We start from the raw sequence: 14974 nt of genomic DNA, 5'->3' as shown, positions 1-14974 counted from the left end.
TTATAATATAGACCAAATATAATATAAAAAAACCAATTATCAAAATTGGTTTATATTATATTTTTGTTCGGTATAAATATGAATTCCGTTGACAAAAATCAACGGCAATTGAAACAATAGTGCTACAATAAATAACACTTGGTGTTGAAAAGAATGACTCGAAGTTTTTTAAACAAAACACATTCAAATATACGAATGTGTTTCGGGTGAGGGATAGCAGTGGAAATCCTTTTATGAAATGCAATGGAATAAAAGATTGCAACGCATAGCCCGACCGGAGCTTTTGCGGAGGGCACCCCAAAAACAAAAAACGCATCCAAATAAATGAATGCGTTTTTTAAAAATGTAGATTCTCTTTGGGTTCTCGACTGCGCTCGAACCGACAAAGAATATTTTGGATTATTATCCTTTTAAACTTGCTGAAAGGTATTCTCTGTTCATACGAGCGATGTTCTCTAAAGAAATTCCTTTAGGACATTCTACTTCACATGCTCCTGTGTTTGTACAGTTACCAAAACCTTCGGCATCCATTTGGCTCACCATGTTTAATACACGGTCTGTTGCTTCAACTCTTCCTTGTGGTAATAGTGCGTATTGAGAAACTTTGGCCGCTACGAATAACATAGCCGATGAGTTTTTACAAGTTGCTACACAAGCTCCACAACCAATACAAGCAGCTGCTTCGAATGAAGCATCGGCATCGTCTTTTGGAATAGGAATAGTATTGGCATCAATTGTGTTTCCAGATGTGTTTACTGATATGAAACCTCCCGCATGCTGAATGCGATCAAAAGCACTACGGTTTACCACTAAGTCTTTAATTACTGGGAAAGCAGCTGCACGGAAAGGTTCGATCGTGATGGTATCACCGTCCTTGAACATACGCATGTGCAATTGACAAGTGGTTACACCTCTATCTGGTCCGTGTGCTTCACCGTTGATGTACAATGAACACATCCCGCAAATTCCTTCGCGACAATCGTGATCAAATGCAACTGGCTCACCACCTTTACTCATTAAATCTTCATTGAAAACGTCTAGCATTTCAAGGAAAGACATGTCTGGCTCAATTCCGTCGATTTGGTAATCAACCATTGCTCCTTTATCTTGGGCGTTTTTTTGACGCCATATTTTTAATGTAAGTTTCATACTGTTTTAGTTTGAAAGTCATCCAGTTGAAAAGTCGAAAGTCGATTGACATGCAGCCATTTGACTTAAAGACTTTTGCCTTTTGACTAATTGCTATTTGTAATTTCTTTGAACTAGTTTAACGGTGTCAAATACCAAGTCTTCTTTGTGTAAAACAGCGTCACTTGGTTTTCCTTTATACTCCCAAGCGGCAACGTATGCAAAGTTCTCATCGTCACGTTTTGCTTCACCATCTTCTGTTTGGTATTCTTCTCTAAAGTGACCTCCACATGATTCATTACGGTGTAATGCATCTTTGGCAAATAACTCACCTAGTTCAAGGAAATCGGCAACACGAGTCGCTTTCTCCAATTCTTGATTGAATCCATTTTCTGTCCCTGGTACTTTTACGTCTTTGTAAAACTCTTCGCGTAAGGCAGCAATTTCAGCAATCGCTTCTGTTAGTCCTTGAGCATTACGCGCCATACCTACTTTGTCCCACATAATTTTACCTAATTTCCTGTGGAAATAGTCAACAGAATGTGTTCCGTTGTTGTTCATGAATTTCTCAATTTGATCTTTAACCCCTTTTTCTGCAGCTTCAAATTCTGGAGAATCAGTTGATATAGGTCCCATCTTGATATCTGGTGATAAATAATCCCCTATTGTATAAGGCAATACAAAATAACCATCGGCTAAACCTTGCATTAATGCAGATGCTCCCAGTCTATTTGCTCCGTGATCAGAGAAGTTTGATTCTCCAATTGAGAAACATCCTGGAATTGTAGTCATCAGGTTATAATCAACCCATGTTCCACCCATTGTGTAGTGAACCGCTGGGTAAATCATCATAGGTGAAGTATAAGGATCCTCATCTACAATTTTATAATACATTTGGAATAAATTCCCGTATTTACTTTTTACAACCTCAGTACCTAATTTAGTTACAAGCGCAGCATCATTAGAATCCAATCCTTTTACATACGTTTGCTCTTTTCCGTAGCGTTGAATTGCTGCAGCAAAGTCTAAATAAACGGCTTCACCTGTTTTGTTTACTCCAAAACCGGCGTCACATCTTTCTTTGGCAGCACGAGAAGCAACGTCCCTAGGAACTAAGTTACCAAAAGCAGGGTATCTTCTTTCTAAGTAGTAATCTCTTTCTGTTTCCGATAAATCTTTGGCTTTTTTCTTTCCTTCACGAATTGCTACAGCATCTTCGATCTTTGCAGGAACCCAGATACGTCCGTCATTACGTAAAGACTCCGACATCAAAGTTAATTTTGACTGGTGATCTCCAGAAACTGGAATACATGTTGGGTGAATTTGCGTGTAACAAGGATTTGCGAAAAACGCTCCTTTTTTATGGATTTTCCAAGCTGCAGTAGCATTAGATCCCATTGCATTTGTAGACAAGAAAAATACGTTTCCGTATCCTCCAGAAGCAATAACAACTGCGTGAGCAGAATGTCTTTCGATTTCACCTGTAATCAAGTTACGAGCGATAATCCCTCTTGCTTTTCCGTTTACGATTACTAAATCTAGCATTTCGTGACGGTTGTGCATTTTAACTTTTCCACGACCGATTTGACGATTCATTGCAGAATAAGCTCCTAATAATAATTGTTGACCTGTTTGTCCTTGTGCATAAAATGTACGAGAAACTAAGGCTCCACCAAAAGAACGATTGTCTAGTAATCCTCCATATTCACGTGCCAATGGTACCCCTTGAGCCACACACTGGTCGATGATGTTTGTAGAAACCTCTGCAAGACGGTGTACGTTAGCTTCACGAGCGCGGTAATCTCCTCCTTTTACAGTGTCATAAAATAATCTGAAAACAGAATCTCCGTCTCCTTTATAGTTTTTTGCTGCATTGATCCCTCCTTGTGCAGCAATAGAGTGCGCACGACGAGGTGAATCTTGAAAACAAAAAGCTTTTACGTTATATCCTAATTCTGCTAATGTTGCAGCAGCTGAACCTCCAGCTAATCCTGTTCCAACAACAATAATATCTAAATTACGCTTGTTAGCAGGGTTCACTAAATTAATATGATCTTTATAATCTGTCCATTTGTCCGCTATAGGACCTTTTGGAATTTTTGAGTCTAATGCCATTATAATTTAATATTAATGATTGAAATGATGAAATAAAGCGATAAAAATAAAACCGAAAGGAATTACATAAGCAAATCCTAATCCGAAGTTTTTCATTCCTTTTGTGTACTTGTTATTTTGTCCTATTGATTGAAATGAAGAACTGAAACCATGTTGCAAGTGTAATGATAACAATACAAATGAAATACAGTACAATGCAGTACGCACTGGGCTCTCGAATTTCTCAGCTAATTCATGGAAGTATCTAGTTTCGTCTAGAGGTCCAAATTGCACATATTTGTATGCCATTTCCGGAACCCAGAAATCATAAAAATGCACCAATAAAAACGCCAAAATAACTAAACCAGAAATAATCATATTTCTAGATGCCCAAGAAGAATTTGCAGCACCGTTGTTTTTTGCATACGCAATAGGTCTTGCTTTTCTATTTTTGAAATCTAAAACAAATCCCATAATAAAATGAAATACCACACCAACTATTAAGATAGGCTGAATCACAAATTGTACTAAAGGATTATTCCCCATGAAATGAGAAATGGAATTAAATACGTCGGAACTAAATACCGAAGTCATATTTATGAAAAAGTGCTGTGCTAGAAACAACATCAGAAAAAGTCCTGAAAGCGCCATAGCCACTTTTTTAGCTATTGACGACTTCAATAATGCAGATTGTGCCATAAGTTTTGAATAAGTTTGTTTTACAAAATATGACAAAAATAAAGCAAATTGACTTCAACTACAACCTTTTCGCTGTTATTTATAATGATTTTAAAGTGTTTTAGCCAATATGTTATTAAATCCTTAAACCATAAGCGCTAAACCATTAAATAACGGCAACTTACCTAAACAAACATCAAAAAAGTCTTAATTAGGCTTTTACAGAATGACTAACAACTGCAACCCATTAAGCAACATAATTATTAATCCAATAATTTTAAAAGCGGTTTGCCTTCAAATTCACAAAAACACAAAAAAGAGCCATTTTGTGGGTTTAAAAAATTGGTTTCTCAGTTCGTGATTTTAACTTTACATGTTAAAAAAAACCGAAATGAAAATAGGAATTGATAGCATATCGTTTGATGTTGCCAAGATACATTTACCCATTACCACATTGGCGAAAGCCCGAAATATTGAACCCGAAAAACTAGAAAAAGGTCTTGGGTTATTAAAAATGACTTTGGCTGATGCGCACCAAGACACAGTAGTTTTTGGAGCTAATGCTTTGACTAAATTAATTGTAGAAAACAACATTGACCTAAGCAAAATCGCACGTATTTATGTCGGCACCGAAAGCAGCATCGATAGCTCTAAACCCATTAGCTCTTTTTTAATTGCCTTGATGGAACAAAAATTTGGAGCAAACACTTTAGACGAATGTGATGTTGTAGACTTTACTTTTGCTTGCATTGGCGGCGTAGATGCCATGCAAAACTGTATTGACTTTATTCAATTAAACCCAACCAAAAAAGCCATTGTTGTCACTACTGATTTGGCCAAATACGATTTAAACTCCACCGGCGAATACACTCAAGGCGCTGGAGCTGTTGCCATGTTAATTGCTGCAAACCCTAGAATTATTGCTTTTGAAAACCACTGGGCAACTAGCACGAAAGGTGTTTTTGACTTTTTTAAACCTTACAGAACAGTTTTAAAAGAAACGATTACAGGAAACACGGAGAACCAACCTTGGCTAGACAATTTGGAAGCCGAAATTGAAATCCATAAGGAGCAACCTGTTTTTGACGGACAATATTCGAATCAATGTTATATGGATCGAACGCGAAACGCTTACTTTTCATTCAAAAAATTGAAAGCATCAAAAGCTACAGTTTATAATTCTTGGGAGAGCATCATCATGCACCTACCATACGCATTTCAAGGACGTCGCATGTTATCTGAAATCTATGCTTTAGATGCCGCAAACACAATCATTACTGATGACGAAAGTCCGCAAGAATATCAAAATAAACTGAAAGAAATTAGTAAATCAGAAGAATACAAGAACTTTATAAACCAAAAATTAATGCCTGCCGAACTGGCTTCCTCATTAATAGGAAACCTGTACACGGGCTCAATTTTCATGGGATTACTATCTACTTTAGCACATTTTTATGACACTAAAAAAGAGATAACAAATTCCAAGTTTGGGTTTCTAGCGTATGGGAGTGGCTCTAAATCGAAAGTATTTGAAGGCACCATTCAACCCGATTGGAAGACTGCTATCGCCAGCGTTAAACTTTTTGAAACTTTAGAAAATAGTGTCGAAATTAACTTTGATACCTACGAAAAACTACATAAAAAAGAACAACAAGCATCCGTTACCAAACCGAAAAACGAATGGGTTCTGGAACGAATCGAAAAAGAAATCCCAAATCTAATGGGCGCTCGTTACTACAAATGGGTAGATTAACAAAACTAAAAACCTCGATTGTACATCATCTACAATCGAGGTTTTTTATCACCCACATAATTATTGAAATCTCATTCTTTTAAAACAAAGGTCGCTCTGTATACTAGCCCACTGATTTTACAGATTCAACTAATTTAGATTGATTTTTTTTGCATAGAAACAACTTAAATGACTTGTTATTCACGAACTAAAAACTACAGTTTGAATCCCACCTTAACTAAACTTAGCCATGTATTGCTGCACAATTAAATCTGTGTTTTCATGGCGTTTTTTTTGTTCTAATTGAATCGGTGGTGAAGCGCGCTCTTCACAGTCTTTTACAGCACAAGTTTCACAAGTAACACCTACTACCTGCCTTTTCATGTCTTCATTATTAATGAATTTGAACTTCTTTTTCATCGGGGTACTAATTAAAATCCCTACCGATATGCTTCGCAAACGATCTTTCTTAAAAGGATCAGCAGTAGCCGATGAAAACACTAAATATTCATTGCTGCTATTGTCATAACGAGAAATTTGAGCTCCAAAATAATGCTCTTTCTTCTCTGCAATCGCAGCTTCAATCGTCTTAACCGAAATCCACCTTCTACAATAATGCTCATTCATTTCATTGGCATGAGGCTCTTGTTGATTGGTAATATGTAATTCTTTTTTTATCTGGTAGGTGTCCGTTCCTTTTTTGTGTGATAAACGCAAGAAAAATAAGTTTTTTAACTGAAAATCCTTCGGTAAAATATTAGTCAATCTTTGATAAAAAGACTCAGGCGAAACATTAAATTGATTCATCAACTCTATCATTTCATCCCCCGTAGGATTGCTTTTGGATAAAAACACATTCAGCTCTCCTATTAATTTTTTTCTAGGAATTAGCAACGCTCCCGCAAAATAAGAAGCATAGAAATTATTTAAAACCTGATCAAAATTATCAAACTTAATCCAACTAAACGTATACAAACGATCTTCAATTTTTAGATAGTTGTATGCAATTTCTTTGGCCAAAATAAACGCTTTTTGCTGTTCATCTATTTCAAGCGAAAGCAGCAAAGTTTTACTTTTGGGCACATAAATAGAACGCAAATCTCCTAGTTCTTCTTGCTCTGAAAAAACAAGTTCTTGAATCGTATACCCGTACTCTTCTCTCAAAACAGCCGCCAATTCATCTAACGAAATCTTGTTATTCATATCAATATGAAACGCCTTGGAGAAATCCAAAACCTTTTGCTCCAAGTCTTCAAAATAATTATTATGCGCCTCTTGATACGAGCGCAAAGCCGCCAAGAAAAAACTCTCTCTACTTAGGTTATAATGCTGTGCAATCTCGATTATCGTACTAATAAACGCGTTCACTTTTGCAGGAGCATTAGCAATAATATCAATCAAATCATTTTCTTGGATTCCAAAAATATCAAGCGGAATCTCCTTTAAGATTCCCGACTTTAAAATCTCACCTATGGGCGCCAAATTATTATCTAATTTCAAAGACACCATGTGGTCGTAAGTAATCTCTAGCTTTTCAGCTAATAAAATAATCTTATCGGTCTTAGGGTACTTTTTACCTTTCTCTATTTCGTTCAAATACGATTTTGACAATTCCGTGATCTTGGCTAAACCAAATAAAGACAAATTCTTATTGGTACGCGCTTGTTTGAGTTTCAACCCAAATATTAACTTGATATAATCCTTTTCCATATTCATATTTCAAAGATACGCTAAAAAACAAAATCAACGAAAAAACTTTTTTAATTTTTAGCGTACGTTCGCTTGTTTTGTAAAAAACTTTTCGTAACATTGCCCTGTAAAACATATTGACCATGAAACAAACAACCAACACAATCGAAAAAACAGCTCAAATTAACGCTACTCCTAACCAACAATTTCCAGCTATACTAACCGAAGATGCATTGGGATATCTTACTAGCCTACACGAGCACTTCAACGACCGTAGACTTGCATTACTAGAAGATCGTAAAAAAGAGCAACTTTTATTTGATGCCGGTATCTTACCTACTTTTCCAGCAGAGACTAAAAATATTCGTGATAATGAATGGCTTGCCGCCCCTACTCCCGATGATTTATTAGATCGCAGGGTTGAAATAACAGGTCCAGTTGATAGAAAAATGGTAATTAACGCCTTAAATAGTGGCGCAAAAACATTTATGGCTGATTTTGAAGACAGTACTTCCCCTACTTGGAGCAACTTGATGGAAGGCCAACAAAACATGATCGATGCTGTAAACAAAACCATCAGTCTTGTAGATGTTGCGAAAAATAAAACATACAAACTAAATGATACGACTGCCGTTTTACTAGTCCGACCAAGAGGTTTGCATCTACAAGAAAAACACCTATTGATTGAAGACCAACAAGCTTCTGGATCACTGGTGGATTTTGGCTTGTATGCGTTTCATAATTTTAAAGAATTACTAAAAAACGGAACCGCTCCTTATTATTATATCCCAAAACTAGAACACTATCTAGAAGCGCGCTGGTGGAATGATGTTATCGATTTTACTGAGGACTACCTAGGCATGCAAAGAGGAACTATAAAAGTGACAGTTTTAGTCGAAACAATTACAGCGAGTTTTCAGCTGGACGAAATTATATTCGAATTAAAAAATCACATCGTTGGCTTAAACTGTGGCCGTTGGGATTACATCTTTTCATATATAAAAAAACTCAGGAACAATCCTGCTTTTATTGTGCCAAATAGAGATCAAGTAACCATGACATCGCCATTTATGAGCGCGTACTCGCAATTGGTTATTCAGCGTTGCCACAAAAGAAATATTCACGCAATTGGCGGAATGGCGGCTCAAATTCCGATTAAAAACAATCCCGAAGCCAATACAATTGCCTTCAACAAAGTCATAGCCGACAAAGAAAGAGAGGTTAAAAACGGACATGACGGAACCTGGGTGGCACATCCAGATTTGATTCCGCTTGCCATGAAAGTTTTCGACAGAGAAATGCCAACAAAAAATCAGATCCATGTAAAAAGAGCCGATCTACACATTACCGAAAGCGATTTATTAGAAGTTCCACAAGGCACAATCACCGAAGAGGGTATTCGAAAAAACATCAATGTGTCTATTCTTTATATCGCTTCATGGCTTCAGGGACAAGGCGCCGCAGCCATTCACCATCTAATGGAAGACGCCGCTACTGCTGAGATTTCGAGATCACAACTGTGGCAATGGTTGCAAAATGGACTAACATTAGACAATAACAAAAAACTAACCAATAACTATTACCACCGTTTAGCCATGGAAGAATATGAGAAAATTAAAAAATTAGTAGGCGAAGACAAACACGAAGATGGCGAATACAAACTAGCCGAGCAATTGCTAGACGTGCTGGTAGTAAACCCAAAGTTTATCGACTTCTTGACAATTCCGGGTTATAAATACCTGTAAAATAGGATTGCTAATAAAATCACTAAACGCATCATACAATAATTTACTAATCCAATTGCAAAACGCAGCTGCTTAAAAGCCTAATTTTAAGTTGCTGCGTTTTTGTTGTTTTTTATATAAATTATCAAATTCATAACGAGAAACAATTTAATCTTAGTATTTTTGAGTAATTAAAAGTAAAAAACAAGATCGTTATGAAATACCATCAAATTGACCGTGACTTATTTATAAAAAATCGCGCCAAATTCATGGCTCAAATGAAGCCTAAAAGTGTTGCCGTTTTCAACTCCAATGATATTTATCCTATAAGTGCCGATAGCAGCATGCCGTTTGCACAACACCGCGATATTTTTTATCTGTCTGGCGTAGATCAAGAAGAAAGCATCCTTTTACTTTTTCCTGACGCACCTTACGAAAGCCAAAGAGAAATTTTATTCTTAAAAGAAACCAATGATCATATTGCCGTTTGGGAAGGTGAAAAACTAACTAAAGAGCGTGCATTATCTGTTTCTGGAATCAAAACCGTGTATTGGCTACAAGAATTTGACAAGGTTCTCAACGAGATGATGACTTATGCTGATACCATGTATATCAATACTAATGAGCATTATCGCGCAGCAGTAGAAACTGAAACTCGTGAAGCTCGTTTTGTAAAAAAATGGAAAGAAAAATACCCCGCACATGCCGTTGCCAAAAGCAATCCTATTCTGCAACGCATCCGTTCTGTAAAGGAAAGTGAAGAGTTAGACCTTATTCAAAAAGCGTGTGATATCACCGAAAAAGGATTTAGACGCATCCTTTCTTTCGTAAAACCTAATGTAATGGAATACGAAATCGAAGCCGAATTCATTCATGAGTTCATTCGCAATCGTTCCAAAGGTTTTGCCTACACTCCAATTATTGGTTCAGGAAACAACGCCAATGTGTTGCATTATATTGAAAACAACCAACAATGTAAAGCTGGTGATTTAATTTTACTGGACGTAGGAGCTGAATATGCCAATTATTCTAGTGATATGACGCGTACAATTCCCGTTTCAGGAAAATTCTCTGACCGACAAAAAGCTGTTTACAACGCGGTTTTGAATGTAAAAAAAGAAGCTACTAAAATGCTTGTTCCAGGAACTTTATGGAAACAATACCATGTTGAAGTAGGTAAACTAATGACATCAGAGTTACTAGGTCTAGGATTAATCGATAAAGCCGATGTGCAAAACGAAAATCCAGAATGGCCCGCTTACAAAAAATATTTCATGCACGGAACCTCACACCACATGGGGCTAGACACGCATGATTACGGACTATTAATCGAGCCAATGCAAGCCAATATGGTTTTCACGGTTGAGCCTGGAATTTATATTCCTGCCGAAGGTTTCGGAATCCGACTTGAGGATGATGTCGTGATTCAAGAAAAAGGAGAGCCTTTCAACTTGATGCGCAACATCCCGATTGAGGTTGATGAAATTGAAAGTATTATGCAGTCTTAATGTAAAAATTGTATCATTATGAGTAAGATAACATTTCCCGACAGCGCTATTTTCATGTGTAACGGCAGTAAATGCGGCAAACACAAGGAGATCAAAAAATACATCAAGCAAATTAACAAAGAAAACGACAGTGCCGAAAAGATTGAAATCTTTAAAATGGAATGTTCTGATCGTTGTAAAAGTGCTCCAATAGTCTATTATCAGCCAGAAAATATATGGCTAGAAAAAGCAGATGTTGAAATGTGTAAAAAACTAATTGAGAAATAATGTTACAAAAAAAATGCCCTTACTGCTTTCAAACAGTAAGGGCATTTTTAATATCGTCTTGAATTTAATTATTCAACCGCACCTATTTTAGCAATCTGAACATCAAGTTCAAACTTTCCAGTTGCACTATCTTCGTCAATTAATTCAAAAAGCTCTAACGCTCTTCTTGCATGTTTTTCTTCCTCACGTTGCTCCACAACATACCACATCATAAACTCTTCTGTAGCATAATCATTCTCCAATCTACATTTCGCAATTACTTTATTAATCGCATTTGTAACGGCAATTTCATTGTCAAGAGCAATTTCAAATACTGATTTAAATGAAGCAAATTCTTGCTGCACTTCAGCAACAGTAGGGGTAATTGCAATACCACCAGCTTCAGTGATGTATTTAAAAATCTTCAGGAAATGACCTCTTTCTTCCTCAGCTTGTTTGTACATATAGTCAGCCGTGTTCGCAAATCCATTTCTATCCAACCAGGAAGCCATGGCCAAATATTTATTAGAAGCGTCACTTTCTATTTTTGACTGTAAATTTAATATCGTTTCAATTCCTTCTTGCAAAGACGAGTTTGTTCTCAATAAATCTTTCATAATTTTCTGCTTTAAAAGTAAAATTACAAAAAAAATATCCAACAAGAGAACCTACAATTCACTTTGTATTTATTCTAAATTAATAAACTAAACTGCTTCTACACTTAAAACCGAATGAAGCATTGAATATAAATTAAGTGTGAATTTGGTTCCATTTAATAATTCTCTAAGTTGCACTATTTCGCAAATGGTCAGGTTTCGAGAAAAATTCCTTTTAGTAGTCTCAATCAATTGCGCATCTGATTGATCAGACAGATCATAAAGCATCTCCAAAATCAAGACACTGTTCACCTTTCGCTGAAAAATTAAAAAATCACGCACTTTGTAGCTAGAAGTAGTACCTACAAAGTTAATTACAATACTATTGGTTAGGTCACATTGATAGCTAAAGCCGTTTGCCGTTTCAAATAATACGTTATTCTTCAATTGATTAAACTCTGACATTAAATTAGATTTTATAACACGACAAATTTAAATAAATAAAACCAAAACATCAATTATAATTAAGACTAATTTTAAATAAGAGTAAGTTTTAACTATTTATAATTTTATAGTTGTCATTATTTTAGAGCATAACGATTAATTTTCAAAATAACGACTCGTCCTGCTGTTCGCTATATCTCTTGTGCCGCTAGCGCTTTACAAGAGGATGCCACTCCCATCAGGGCTATACATAACTATTCTTTTTCATAAGTATATTGTTAAATCAAATACAAAAGCCAAAAATAAATGTAACATTTCACCTTTAAAATCAACTAATTAATTCAATCAAAAAACAAAAAATCATGCAAGCACACGAAATAGATTACCAAATTTTTGGCGAAGAAATGCAATACGTAGAAATCGAATTAGATCCACAAGAAATTGTAATTGCTGAGGCAGGAAGTTTCATGATGATGGACAACAACATCCAGATGCAAACCATTTTTGGCGATGGATCAAAACAACAGTCCGGTATTTTTGACAAACTATTAAGCGCTGGAAAAAGAGTTTTAACAGGCGAAAGCATGTTCATGACCGCTTTCATCAACCAACATCACGGAAAAGGAAAAGTATCATTTGCTTCCCCTTATCCTGGAAAAATCCTTCCAATTGACTTAACCGAATTCCAAGGAAAATTCATCTGTCAAAAAAGCTCGTTTTTATGCGCAGCCAAAGGTGTTTCTGTTGGAATCGAATTTTCTAAAAAAATAGGTCGAGGTCTTTTTGGTGGTGAAGGTTTCATCATGCAAAAAATTGAAGGAGACGGAATGGCATTCGTACATTCAGGTGGAACACTAGCCAAAAAAGAACTAAAAGCCGGAGAAATTTTGAAAGTAGATACCGGTTGCATCGTAGGATTCACAAAAGATGTTGATTACGACATCGAATTCATAGGCGGAATCAAGAACTCCGTTTTTGGAGGCGAAGGATTATTCTACGCTACTTTACGTGGTCCCGGAACCGTTTATGTACAATCATTACCGTTTAGTAGATTGGCAGATCGAATTATTGCCTCAGCTCCTAGAGCCGGTGGAGAAAGCCGTGGCGAAGGAAGCATCCTTGGCGGATTAGGGAATTTACTAGACGGAGATAATCGTTTTTAAGACACAACAATCCTTTAAAATTTAAATACACATATAAGAAATCAAAGAACGGTTTTCAGAAATGGAGGCCGTTCTTAATTTTAAAGGCAGTTGATCGGAATTAAATAACGTGAAGTATAGCCACGATTGCAGCGGCATCCTTTTATGTTTTTCTTTAAAACATAAAAGATATAGCGAAAAGCGGGAGGAATCATGAAATACATAAAGATCATGTGCTCCTTAAAAAATAAATAATCCTACTTTTGTATTTTAAAATTTCGAATTGAAAAACACACAATACAAAAATACAAGCATCGCCTACACTGATACTGGCAAAGGGACGGCAATTGTTTTGCTACATGGTTTTCTAGAAAACCAAAAAATGTGGGACAAATACATTGCGTCTTTTGCTAAAAAAAACCGTGTAATCACTATTGATTTATTAGGTCATGGCGAAACAGAATGTTTGGGCTATGTGCACAGCATGGAAGACAATGCCGAGGCAGTTCACGCCGTTTTATCTGAATTACGCATTCGGAAAGCTGTATTTGTAGGGCACTCTATGGGTGGTTATGTGGCGCTGGCTTTTGCTGAACTGTACCCCCATGCGGTCAAAGGTTTGGTTTTATTGAACTCAACATCAAAATCAGATAGTGACGAAAAAAAAACAAACAGAGATCGCGCTATCAAAGCAGTAAAGCAAAGTTATAAGGGTTTTATAAGCATGGCAATAGCCAATTTATTCAGCGAGAACAATCGAGAAAAATTAGTCGAAGAAATTGAAAACACAAAAAAAGAAGCTTTAAAAACGCCGCTTCAAGCAATTGTAGCTTCGCTTGAAGGTATGAAAATACGCAAAGACCGAGAAGTTTTACTTCACCTTACACCCTATCCCAAAATGTTGATTCTTGGTGAGAAAGATCCTGTTTTACCTTACGAAGAAAACAAGACTCAAACTGATAATTCTGCGGTAGCTTTAGTTACTTTTCCTGATGGGCATATGTCACATATTGAAAATCAAGAAGATCTGACTGCTGTTTTATTGGAGTTTTTTAAGAAAGTTTAAAAGCACCATCTCTCAAATAGCCCTTTTCAATCAATTCACTTTTACTAGTCAAATGGTATGCTTTCCCTTCTTTCATTAGTATTAGCTTAGTTGCAATCGCGATTATATTTTCATAATTATGATCTGTAATAATGATTCCTTTTTGTTTTGCATGTTGCTGCAATAAAATATTGACTTTTTCAACCGCTATTGGAGAAAGTCCGTTGTACGGTTCGTCTAAAAGAACAAATTTAGAAGCGTTACATAAAACCAATTTGATTTCGAGATAACGTAATTCTCCTCCTGATAAGTGACTGATTTTTTTAGTTCGTATAGCTCGGATTGCTTCATCTTCATAAAACGCATCAATTTTATTTTTGTTTAATGATAGCGAAATAGCTTTAGCAACCGTTAACTGATTTGGTATAAAATTATCCTGTGACAAATAACTTATTTCTTGAAACAAATCAGTGGTTTTACTTTTTACGACGCCATCAATTCGAACAAATTTGAAATCGGCTTTTTCAATACCAAAAATAATTTTCAGTAAGGTTGATTTCCCAGAGCCATTACGTCCTAATAACCCAATGATATCGGTCGTTTCACATTTTAAATACACATCCGAAAGAATAGACGTTGTATCAAAACTCTTCTGAACACTATCAACTTCGAGCAGATGTTTTCTCAAAATAATTTTAGAATAAAATTAAAAGCAAGGCTTATAAAAACCAGTGCTACAAAATTGAAACACCAGGCAAACAACCACAATTCTGTTTTAGAAATATGGTTATTATAATAAAACAAATATTCGTTTTTAGCCCTAATTTCTTTTGCCAATAAGCTTACAGCAAAACCTACTATCAAGAACGTGTACTTAGGGCTTGCTGAAAAAGTATTCTCAATTTTCATATAACTGGATTTAATTTCACCAAATAATCACTTTCATAA

13 protein-coding genes are annotated in these 14974 nt (G+C 36.0%); 6 read left to right on the top strand and 7 right to left on the bottom strand.

The genetic code is table 11. The annotated features are described in order from the left end of the window. Window positions 1-402 precede the first annotated feature (402 nt). The 3 genes from H8R24_RS16615 to H8R24_RS16605 form a co-directional block, all read right to left on the bottom strand. The gene (locus H8R24_RS16615) at window positions 403-1149 is read right to left on the bottom strand and encodes a succinate dehydrogenase/fumarate reductase iron-sulfur subunit (RefSeq protein ID WP_187021349.1); all 747 of its coding nucleotides are present in this window, start codon (window positions 1147-1149) and stop codon (window positions 403-405) included. A 93-nt stretch (window positions 1150-1242) separates the two neighbouring features. Then, a complete protein-coding gene (locus tag H8R24_RS16610; protein ID WP_187021347.1) occupies window positions 1243-3243 on the bottom strand; it encodes a fumarate reductase/succinate dehydrogenase flavoprotein subunit in 2001 nt (666 codons plus the stop codon). A 12-nt stretch (window positions 3244-3255) separates the two neighbouring features. Next, window positions 3256-3921, bottom strand: a complete 666-nt coding sequence (locus H8R24_RS16605; RefSeq protein WP_187021345.1) for a succinate dehydrogenase cytochrome b subunit — start codon at window positions 3919-3921, stop codon at window positions 3256-3258. A 370-nt stretch (window positions 3922-4291) separates the two neighbouring features. Between H8R24_RS16605 and H8R24_RS16600 the strand changes: the two genes are divergently transcribed. Then, a complete protein-coding gene (locus H8R24_RS16600) occupies window positions 4292-5653 on the top strand; it encodes a hydroxymethylglutaryl-CoA synthase family protein (protein ID WP_187021343.1) in 1362 nt (453 codons plus the stop codon). A gap of 213 nt (window positions 5654-5866) precedes the next feature. Here the strand turns inward: H8R24_RS16600 and H8R24_RS16595 are convergent, their stop codons facing one another. Next, a complete protein-coding gene (locus H8R24_RS16595; protein ID WP_187021341.1) occupies window positions 5867-7348 on the bottom strand; it encodes a helix-turn-helix domain-containing protein in 1482 nt (493 codons plus the stop codon). A 116-nt stretch (window positions 7349-7464) separates the two neighbouring features. On the opposite strand from H8R24_RS16595, the gene aceB reads away from it, so the two are divergent. From aceB to H8R24_RS16580, 3 genes are all read left to right on the top strand, one after another. Further along, the gene (gene aceB / locus H8R24_RS16590; protein ID WP_187021339.1) at window positions 7465-9066 is read left to right on the top strand and encodes a malate synthase A; all 1602 of its coding nucleotides are present in this window, start codon (window positions 7465-7467) and stop codon (window positions 9064-9066) included. Window positions 9067-9260: 194 nt separating this feature from the next. Then, complete coding sequence (locus H8R24_RS16585) at window positions 9261-10553, top strand: aminopeptidase P family protein (RefSeq protein WP_187021337.1); 1293 nt, start codon at window positions 9261-9263, stop codon at window positions 10551-10553. An 18-nt stretch (window positions 10554-10571) separates the two neighbouring features. Then, a complete protein-coding gene (locus H8R24_RS16580; protein ID WP_187021335.1) occupies window positions 10572-10820 on the top strand; it encodes a (2Fe-2S) ferredoxin domain-containing protein in 249 nt (82 codons plus the stop codon). Between the two features lie 68 nt (window positions 10821-10888). On the opposite strand, the gene H8R24_RS16575 is transcribed toward H8R24_RS16580, so the two are convergent. Continuing rightward, complete coding sequence (locus H8R24_RS16575; protein ID WP_187021333.1) at window positions 10889-11416, bottom strand: ferritin; 528 nt, start codon at window positions 11414-11416, stop codon at window positions 10889-10891. 87 nt (window positions 11417-11503) lie between these two features. After that, the gene (locus tag H8R24_RS16570) at window positions 11504-11860 is read right to left on the bottom strand and encodes a hypothetical protein (RefSeq protein ID WP_187021331.1); all 357 of its coding nucleotides are present in this window, start codon (window positions 11858-11860) and stop codon (window positions 11504-11506) included. Window positions 11861-12201: 341 nt separating this feature from the next. On the opposite strand from H8R24_RS16570, the gene H8R24_RS16565 reads away from it, so the two are divergent. Further along, complete coding sequence (locus H8R24_RS16565) at window positions 12202-13002, top strand: TIGR00266 family protein (protein ID WP_187021329.1); 801 nt, start codon at window positions 12202-12204, stop codon at window positions 13000-13002. Between the two features lie 262 nt (window positions 13003-13264). After that, entirely contained in the window at window positions 13265-14047 is a 783-nt protein-coding gene (locus tag H8R24_RS16560) for an alpha/beta fold hydrolase (RefSeq protein WP_187021327.1), read from the top strand. Here H8R24_RS16560 and H8R24_RS16555 read toward each other — a convergent pair. Then, the gene (locus tag H8R24_RS16555) at window positions 14034-14714 is read right to left on the bottom strand and encodes an ATP-binding cassette domain-containing protein (protein WP_225876854.1); all 681 of its coding nucleotides are present in this window, start codon (window positions 14712-14714) and stop codon (window positions 14034-14036) included. The genes H8R24_RS16560 and H8R24_RS16555 overlap by 14 nt on opposite strands. Between the last annotated feature and the right edge of the window lie 260 nt (window positions 14715-14974).

This window comes from Flavobacterium muglaense, from assembly GCF_014305155.1.
In the GTDB taxonomy this organism is placed as follows: domain Bacteria; phylum Bacteroidota; class Bacteroidia; order Flavobacteriales; family Flavobacteriaceae; genus Flavobacterium; species Flavobacterium muglaense.
Note: the sequence above shows the minus strand (reverse complement) of the source record. Positions and strands in the feature narration are given on the sequence as shown.